We start from the raw sequence: 1,001 nt of genomic DNA, 5'->3' as shown, positions 1-1,001 counted from the left end.
GCATTACCCCAACCGGAGACTTGATGCAGGCGCAGGGTGGCGCCGCCGAACGGGAAGAGCCCGCGTTGCACTTCCATCTGCGCGAACCGGGTGTTGCTGGCGCACAGGTTGATGTCGGCGGCCAGCATCAATTCGATGCCGATGGTCAGGCAATAGCCCTGGGCGGCGACGATCACCGGTTTGCTGACCCTGGGGCCGGCGAACACCCCCCACGGATCACAGCCGCCAGCGGGTACCTGCCAGCCTTCTGCGAGTGTGACACTGGCATTGACCAGGTCGAGCCCGGCGGTAAAGTGCTCGCCATGAGCGAACACCACCGCCACGCGTGCCTCGTTGTCGGCCTCGAACTCGCCATAGGCCAGGCTCAATGCGTTGAGCAGGTCGAGATCGAAGGCGTTGCGCTTGGCTACCCGATCCAGACCGATCATGAACACATGACCATGCCGTTCGCGGCTGACTCGACTGGAGCTGGGCTGATTCATGGAGTGATCCTCGGGGTGGGAAAGACGTGCCAGACCGGCGGTCTGCACGGCAAAGGGTGAACCGTTTTAGCGCCATCACCCGCAAGGCCGGGCCTTTGAAAAGTAGACGGCTGATCGATTATTCGCAAAGCCTGTGACACAACGGTGTATCCGGTGGATTTCGGATAAAAAAAGYTCCCTTTTTTGGCAAATTCCGGTATAGTGCGCGCCGGCCTTTAGCCGGGCCGCGTTTAGGTAGAGCAATTCCCCGAAGTCAGCTTCGGCTGCACGTCCGTACTGCGGACTCTCCCTTGACGATTCTTTTCATTCATTCGTTTTCGCAAATCCCCGCCGACAAAGCTGCCAGGGCGACTCTTGAGTCTCAACACGGCACGCGCAGCTTTGGAGCATGGGTCTTTGCGGATGCACTTAGAGGCAGACCCATGACCCAGGAAACCGGCGGCTTCGCCGCTTTTAATCTTAATCCGAATATTCTTGCAGCCGTCACCGCGACTGGCTACGAAGAGCCATCGGCTATTC

General features: G+C 59.3%; 1 protein-coding gene. It reads right to left on the bottom strand.

Features of this window, described 5'->3' with window-relative positions:
- Nucleotides 1-482: enoyl-CoA hydratase-related protein (locus ACXRVY_RS31445; protein ID WP_458239271.1), on the bottom strand; the 482-nt coding region annotated here is incomplete at its 3' end.
- Nucleotides 483-1,001 lie beyond the last annotated feature (519 nt).

The organism is Pseudomonas sp. P5_A2_2 (assembly GCF_054177685.1).
Note: the sequence above shows the minus strand (reverse complement) of the source record. Positions and strands in the feature narration are given on the sequence as shown.